We start from the raw sequence: 7,200 nt of genomic DNA, 5'->3' as shown, positions 1-7,200 counted from the left end.
TCTTTAATCATTTTAAAAGAATTGACCCCAGAATCTGTTTTTGCTTGGATGATGTAGGTTCCTATTTTGAGAGATGAAACGTCTATACTTTCTTCATTTCTATTGATCTCCCGTGATTGTATCTTTTGTCCAGCGCTATTATAGATGCTAATTTCAATTATTTTCTCTGTAGTTTCGTAATGCAATGTATTTTTTACTGGATTAGGATAATATGTGATCTTAGATGATGCTGCAGTTACATCTTTGACAGCAAGCGAAGTAGCATTAATGGTTACTAGATCCACTAAAGTAGAGTATCCGTAGTCTGTTTCGCATTCGATAGCAATTTGATAGGTATTGGAAGGAATTGAAAGATTTCCAGAAGATGTCCATGTTGTTACATCCGAGTGGTAGTCGCTACCTACCTGTACCCATGGATCAGTTGCAGAAACTCTATAGAAAACTCATAGCCAATTTTGATCTGGACTCCAAAATGGATTAACATAGTAGAAACTTATTGTTGCACCACTATAGTTAGTTAGATTGAGGACTGGACTTACTAGTTTTGTTTTGTCAAAATTATGGGAAGTCGCAGGATAGTTTGCGAATTTAGTTCCATCGTATGCAGGTAATAAGTAACTTCCGGTTGAAGCAGCACTCACAAATGTCCAACTCATGTTATTAACTTCGTAAATCTGCGTCCACTGACTAAGAGTGGTAGATGAGTCTTCGAAACTTTCAACCCAAGGAAAGGTCGTAATTTGAGCGTTAAACAATGGAGTTGCCATTGCAAGGGAAACCGCTAATGAAAGGATTTTTTCCTTAATTCTAAATTGTAAAATTGTTTTCATATTTTTTTTATTTTTTAAAAAGGTGTTTTTAAAGTTAGTAAATTTTAATTAAAAATTCAACCTTTTTGTTTATTTGTTTTAAAATTTTCATTTTTGATTTTTTCATTTTTGGTTGTATATCAATTGTTTTTTTAGCATTTGAATAGTTTTTGGTGAGCCTCCAGGATAGGGTCTTTATTAGGTTTAGGAACGCAGTTTTCAAACAAATTTTTGCTTCTTGTGAGAATTAATTTTATTTTTAAAATCTTAAATTGATATTTTATGAGCGAACTACTAACCAACCGAGACCCGAAATCCCACTACGATGCCATCCTGATTGGAGGCGGCGTTATGAGTGCTACTCTGGCAACTCTACTGCATGAATTCGATCCAAGTATGAACATCGCTATTTTTGAACGTTTGGGAAGATTTGCAAAAGAAAGTTCTGCCGCGTGGAATAATGCCGGAACAGGACATTCAGCGTTTTGTGAACTCAATTATACCCCAGAAGATGAAAATGGGAATATTAAAATTTCAAAAGCGGAAAGCATTTGTGAACAGTTTGAAGTTTCAAAACAATTTTGGTCTTATTTAGTAAGCAGAAATTATATTGATGAACCCAAAGAGTTCATTAACTCTTGTCCACACATGAGTTTGGTTTTTGGAGAAAAGGATGTCAATTTTTTAAGAAAAAGACATCAAGAGATGGTGAAATCTCCTCTCTTTTCTGGAATGGAGTTTTCGGATGATTTCGAACAAATGAAAGAATGGCTTCCTTTAATCATGCAAGAAAGAAGCAGTTCTGAAAAAATAGCGGTTACCAAAATGAACTTGGGAACGGACGTTAATTTTGGAACATTAACTCGAAAAATGGGTCGTTTTTTGGTGGAGGATTCTCATGTTGATGTGTTTTTGTATCATGATGTTAAAGATTTGGACCTTTTAGATAATGGACAATGGAAGGTTGAAGTTAAAAATAGATTGCATTCTAATAAAGAGAAAGTAACTGCAGATTTCGTATTTATCGGAGCTGGAGGTTATGCTTTACCTTTATTGGAAAGCTCAGATATCAAAGAAAGTGAGGGTTATGGTGGATTTCCTGTTTCAGGGGAATGGTTGGTGTCTTACAATGAAGAATTAATCGAAAAACATCATGCTAAAGTATATACTCAAGCTGGTTTGGATGCACCACCAATGTCGGTTCCTCATTTGGATTTAAGAATTATAGATGGCAAAAAAGCCCTCTTATTTGGACCTTTTGCTGGATTTTCAACCAAGTTTTTGAAGGAGGGAAGTTACCTGGATTTAGCTGAAAGCGTCAATCTTAAAAACATCAAATCTTTATTCGGTGCGTGGTGGCATAATTTGCCTTTAACCAAATATTTAATTGAACAAGTGGCGATGACCAAATTCCAACGGATGGCGCATTTAAGGGGATTTGTGAAAGATGCTAAAGCAGAAGACTGGGAACTAAAAGTGGCAGGCCAGAGAGTTCAAGTCATTAAAAAAGATGAAGCTTTAGGTGGAAAATTAGAGTTCGGAACAGAAGTGGTTACCAACGAATCGGGTACGATTGCTTCGCTTTTGGGAGCTTCGCCTGGAGCATCTACCTCTGTTTTTGCAATGTTAACCGTTTTAGAAAAGTGCTTCCCTGAAAAACTGAATGGTGAATGGAAAGAAAAGCTTCAAGAAATGATCCCAAGTTATGGGCAAAAATTATCGCAAAATCCGGAGCTTTTACAGCAAATTAGACAATACACCCAACAACAATTAGAATTGGATTATTAAATTATATGAAAAAATTACTTTTAGTACTTGTTACTTTTCTTTTATGGAATTGCCAAAGTCGTTTGCAAACGGCGCAGAATGATGTTGATGTGATAAAGGAAATTAAAAAATTTCAACAAACGCTTAACGAAGAATACGCCAACCAAAAGGAAACCCCACTTCGAGGACGAAATTACATGAACTTCAAAGGGCATCCGTTTTTCCCTGTTGATATGAAATTTCGTGTGCTGGCAAAGCTGACCAAAACACCGGATGCGCAACCTTTTGAAATCCCTACTTCTTCAGGGCAAACCAAAACTTATAAAGCGTATGGTCTAGCAAAATTTCAGTTGGATGGGAAAACCTATACTTTAACCATTTACCAAAACCTGAAATTAATTCAACAAGAGAAATACAAGAACCATTTGTTTCTGCCTTTCAGAGATGCAACCAATGGTAAAGAAACGTATGGCGGGGGAAAATATATGGATTTGGAAGTTCCTCCTTCGAATGAGATTATTTTAGATTTCAATCAATCGTATCAACCTTACTGTGCGTACAATGCTTTGGATTATAGTTGCCCAATTGTTCCAGAAGCTAACAAACTTCCTATCGAAATAAGAGCAGGTGTGATGTATGAGGATAAGTATTATGACCATTAAAATTTTAAAATCAGCCCTAACAAAAGAAGCATCTCAATGGATGCTTCTTTTTGTTTGAAAATCAAGTATTTAATTAAAATTCAATTTTGTAGCTAAGAACAGGGACTCTATAGATATGCCCTTCTCTAATGAACGCTTGTTTTTCGAAGTTGTATTCATAATTATGGTCATATTGTGTTGCTCCCAAAACATTGTACATCTGTAATGACCAAATGCTGGAATGTTTAGCTTTATTAATTCTGTAAATAAGGGACAAATGTACAAACATACTTGTTTTGTCTCTTTGCGAGAAGGCTTGGTCTTTGTCATAGATTGGGTATCCAGCATTAAGGGAAGCACTTTCATCAAGCGGTGTATATCTTTCTCCTCCAGAAATAACACCTCTCAAATTAACACCTAACAAATTATTACGACTTCTACCGACTACAAATTCTTTTCCTGCGAGAAAATTAACAACAAAATCTTTGCTATAACGTGTATTTCTCCAGATTCCATCGTCTGCTTTGTACTTAGAATCAAATACGGAAGAGGTAATCAAATAGTAGAAATTATTTTTCAAAAATTGCTCAAAAGTCAGATCAATACCCATATTTTTTCCAATACTATTATTTTTTAAAGCAGACTGAAACGTAATATCTTGTTTGAAGTTAATCATTGAGAAAGACGAATTTTCGATTCCTGGAATATTGTACAAATACTGATAATAAGGTTCCACTTTCAGATGAAGATTCTTGTTAATTTGGTAATCGTATCCCATTACAAAATGATGCGCGTGTGAAAATTCAAGGTTTTTGTTTGGATATTCAGGTGATATGCCGTTCGGATTTTTAATAAAATAAATATTAAGGTCTTCTAATTGGCTGTGCTTTCCGTATCCTAAAGTCAAGGTATGTTTTGGTTTTACTCTCCAACTCATAGACAAACGTGGGTCAACTGTAAAATCATTATTCAAGGCGAAATATTCTGTTTGTAATCCACCAAAGAAACTCAAATTGTTGTTGATGCTGTATTTTGCTTCGGCATAAACCTGTGTGTGAAGACTGTTCCCAGAATCATTAACAAAATTAGTATAAGAATTAGGATTGTCATTTTGAGTTCCGCTTAAATCATATTTGTAAAGCAAACTATTGGCATTGAAACCTACTCTCATGTTAAGTTGTGAACTGAATTTGTGATTCACCAATGCATTGAGACTTATCTTTCCAAGGTTACTATTAAGGTCAATATCATTTTGCAAAACCAAATTATCGTCAAGCCTTGTTTGAGTCATATCTTTAAACGTTCCAGTTGCCACGATACTGGTGTTGATATAAGTTTTAGCATTGAAATTATATTGATTGTTAATTCCCACTGCACCGAAAGTTTCATCCCAACTATTTTTGAGTCGGTCATAGTTATTTTCCCATTTTGCTGGGTCTGAAACTTCATCTTTGTTCAATTTGTCTTTTCCACTCAATCCCCAGAAGGAAAACGTACCAGCTTTCTCAGTCGGAAACACCAATTTGAATGATAAATCCTGATAATTAGGCGTTTGGTCGGTATCAATAATTTTCAACTTATTGAGTAATCCAAATGTTGAATATCGATAATTAAAAAGATAGGAAGCTTTTTGTCCTTTTTTAAATGGACCTTCAGCAGAAAGGTCTAATCCTAAAACCCCTAACTGAACCGTTTTTTCACTTTTCTCATTATTCCCCGTTCTAAGATGAACATCAAAAACACCTCCCAAAGCATTACCATATTCCGCAGGAAAAGCACCGGTATAAAAATCTGAATTGGCCAAAACCTGACTGCTAATCACAGAAGTGAAACCACCGCCTGCAACATTAGCACCAGAAAAATGGCTTGGATTAACCACATCTACACCTTCTACTCTCCACAAAACATTTTTTGGAGTATTACCCCTGATGACAATAGCATTGTCTTGCATAGTTCCGCCTGAAGTAACACCAGCGTAGGCGGTCACCAATCGAGCGGGGTCGTCCAAACCACCAGCGTATCTGCTTGTTTCTTCTACCTTGAAGGAACGTGCGCTTACAGAAGCCATGCTGTTCAGTGGTTTTCCTTTGTTAATCTGTGGATCGATGACCACAGTTTCAATCTGATGTGTAAGTTCCGTCATTTCGATGGTGAGAACTGTTTCTTTTTCACTGACGATGAGGATTTCGGAGACGATTGTTGGAGAATATCCGTCGTATTTCACTTCAATAGAATATCGACCAACAGGAACACTTTCGAATTTGAATTGTCCTTCCGAATCAGAAACAATATTTTGTACAGGATCCGAATTGACAATGACATTTGCACTAGATAAGGCGGTTTGAGTTGTTTTGTCAATAACCTTACCTCTTACAACTTGGGTAAGTTCTTGCGCGTTTCCAAAGTGACACATCAACAAGAAAAATGCGATGCTAAAGAGCGATTTAATGATAGTTGTTTTCATATAAAATATTTTTCAGTTTTTTAGAAAATGGTAGAAAGTGAATGCTAAAATCAAAATGCTAGTCAGATAAATGAGGAATATTAAAATTCTTGATACGTAAGTTTTTAACCTTTCCATGTTTTTTTCTGCAAATCTGAAAAAAAGGCCAATGCAAGTCGTCCATTCGTGAGGAGTTGGACAATTTAGTGGTGCGGTTTTATAGGACTGGAAGTCCAGTCAATAGTACAATCAATTGATTTTCAATTTGTAATATTTAAATTCATGTCCCTTGAAGAAGGGCGAATAAAATTCAAAAAAAATAAAAAAATTAGCTGTTAAGTTCTGCTAAATATTGAGAAGGGGTAAGATTGGTGTGTTTTTTAAAAACTGCATTAAAAGATGACTTCGAATTGAAACCAGAATCTAATGCAATCGCAAGAATATTCAGATGCTTATTCTCTGAGGAAGACGCCCTTTTTTTGAATTCTTCAACGCGATATTGGTTGACGAAATCGTAAAAATTCTTTTCTTGATATTGATTAATCAATTGAGAAAGATAATTCCCGGAAATATGTAGTTCTTCCGCCAAAGCGTTTAAGGTAAGTCTGGGTTCGAGATAAGGTTTCTTATCGTTCATCAATGTCAATAATTCTTGGTGCAGGACTTCGGCTTCTTGGTCTTTCAACCCAGAATTTTTGTACTCTGCTGGTTTTTTAGGTTCTGTATTGTCTGAAGTTGATGTTATTTCCTTTTTATTCTCGGAAAAAAATTCCTTCATGCCTTATTCCAAAATATCCAACGCAGACGATAAACAAAATAATTTCGGCAAAGAAAATATAATTGGTATCGAATTGAAAATCAATATTAAAAATATACCTCAAAATCGAAAATGACGCCGCGGTCGCAAAGATGAAACCAATCCCAATAATACAATAGCGAAATCAATTGAGACTTATCCCTTCATCGTAGGAAAATCTTCCATGTACCAAATTCTGGTGTCGGTTAATGAGTCGATATGCTAGAATAGAATAAGTGATCCCAGAAATAGCAAAAGCAATAAGGGAAATCATCATAAAGATTTTGTAGTCACCCAACTGATTATTATCTATCAATCTTTTCTTCTCCGCAGAATAAAAGAAAAAGAAAGGTACCATGTATAAATAAGCTACTAATGCGGGGATAAAATGTAATAAATCTTTTGCTCTAAAATGTTGAGTAATGCGCAAAGAATAGACTACATAAAGAAACAGCAAAGGCCCGTGAATTAGCGGAAAAGGATGTGTAATCCCTATTAAGTGAGGATACGTTTGCCCAATAACCAAGACTATAGAGATAATAGCTAAAAAGGTGTAGCCCAATAAAGAACATCCAAATAGCTAAAATTTTATCAGCAAGCGTTTTTCCTTTCTTTTGTAGTAAAAGAAATTGTAAAAAGAAGGTTAAAAAAATCCCAATGACGAAAAGGTTCCCCATTTGTATAAATGTTATTCAAAAATAAGGATTTTGAAGCGGTCATTAAAATTTAGTGGGTATTAATTTT

Annotated in this window: 7 protein-coding genes; 2 read left to right on the top strand and 5 right to left on the bottom strand. The window is 35.1% G+C overall.

Translation table 11 applies throughout. The features are described from left to right. The coding region (locus AC4AGG_RS14620; protein ID WP_489772755.1) for a T9SS type A sorting domain-containing protein at nt 1-284 on the bottom strand (284 nt) is incomplete at its 3' end. 159 nt (nt 285-443) lie between these two features. Continuing rightward, nucleotides 444-830, bottom strand: coding sequence for a hypothetical protein (locus AC4AGG_RS14615; RefSeq protein WP_489772754.1), 387 nt, complete (start codon nt 828-830; stop codon nt 444-446). Between the two features lie 261 nt (nt 831-1,091). Here AC4AGG_RS14615 and mqo point away from each other — a divergent pair, with 261 nt between their 5' ends. Together mqo and AC4AGG_RS14605 are read left to right on the top strand one after the other, a co-directional pair. After that, the gene (mqo, locus tag AC4AGG_RS14610; RefSeq protein WP_489772753.1) at nt 1,092-2,597 is read left to right on the top strand and encodes a malate dehydrogenase (quinone); all 1,506 of its coding nucleotides are present in this window, start codon (nt 1,092-1,094) and stop codon (nt 2,595-2,597) included. Between the two features lie 5 nt (nt 2,598-2,602). After that, nucleotides 2,603-3,238: a DUF1684 domain-containing protein gene (locus tag AC4AGG_RS14605; RefSeq protein WP_489772752.1), complete on the top strand. Its 636-nt coding sequence runs from the start codon at nt 2,603-2,605 to the stop codon at nt 3,236-3,238. A 73-nt stretch (nt 3,239-3,311) separates the two neighbouring features. On the opposite strand, the gene AC4AGG_RS14600 is transcribed toward AC4AGG_RS14605, so the two are convergent. From AC4AGG_RS14600 to AC4AGG_RS14590, 3 genes are all read right to left on the bottom strand, one after another. Continuing rightward, nucleotides 3,312-5,681: a TonB-dependent receptor gene (locus tag AC4AGG_RS14600; RefSeq protein WP_489772751.1), complete on the bottom strand. Its 2,370-nt coding sequence runs from the start codon at nt 5,679-5,681 to the stop codon at nt 3,312-3,314. Nucleotides 5,682-5,988: 307 nt separating this feature from the next. Next, nucleotides 5,989-6,438, bottom strand: a complete 450-nt coding sequence (locus AC4AGG_RS14595; RefSeq protein ID WP_489772750.1) for a helix-turn-helix domain-containing protein — start codon at nt 6,436-6,438, stop codon at nt 5,989-5,991. A 163-nt stretch (nt 6,439-6,601) separates the two neighbouring features. After that, nucleotides 6,602-7,018 carry a hypothetical protein gene (locus AC4AGG_RS14590; RefSeq protein ID WP_489772749.1) on the bottom strand — a complete coding sequence of 139 codons (417 nt, stop codon included), beginning with the start codon at nt 7,016-7,018 and terminating at the stop codon, nt 6,602-6,604. Nucleotides 7,019-7,200 lie beyond the last annotated feature (182 nt).

This window comes from Chryseobacterium sp. CG10_8, from assembly GCF_058117085.1.
The sequence above is the reverse complement of the archived record's forward strand: the minus strand, read 5'-3'. Positions and strand labels throughout refer to the sequence as shown.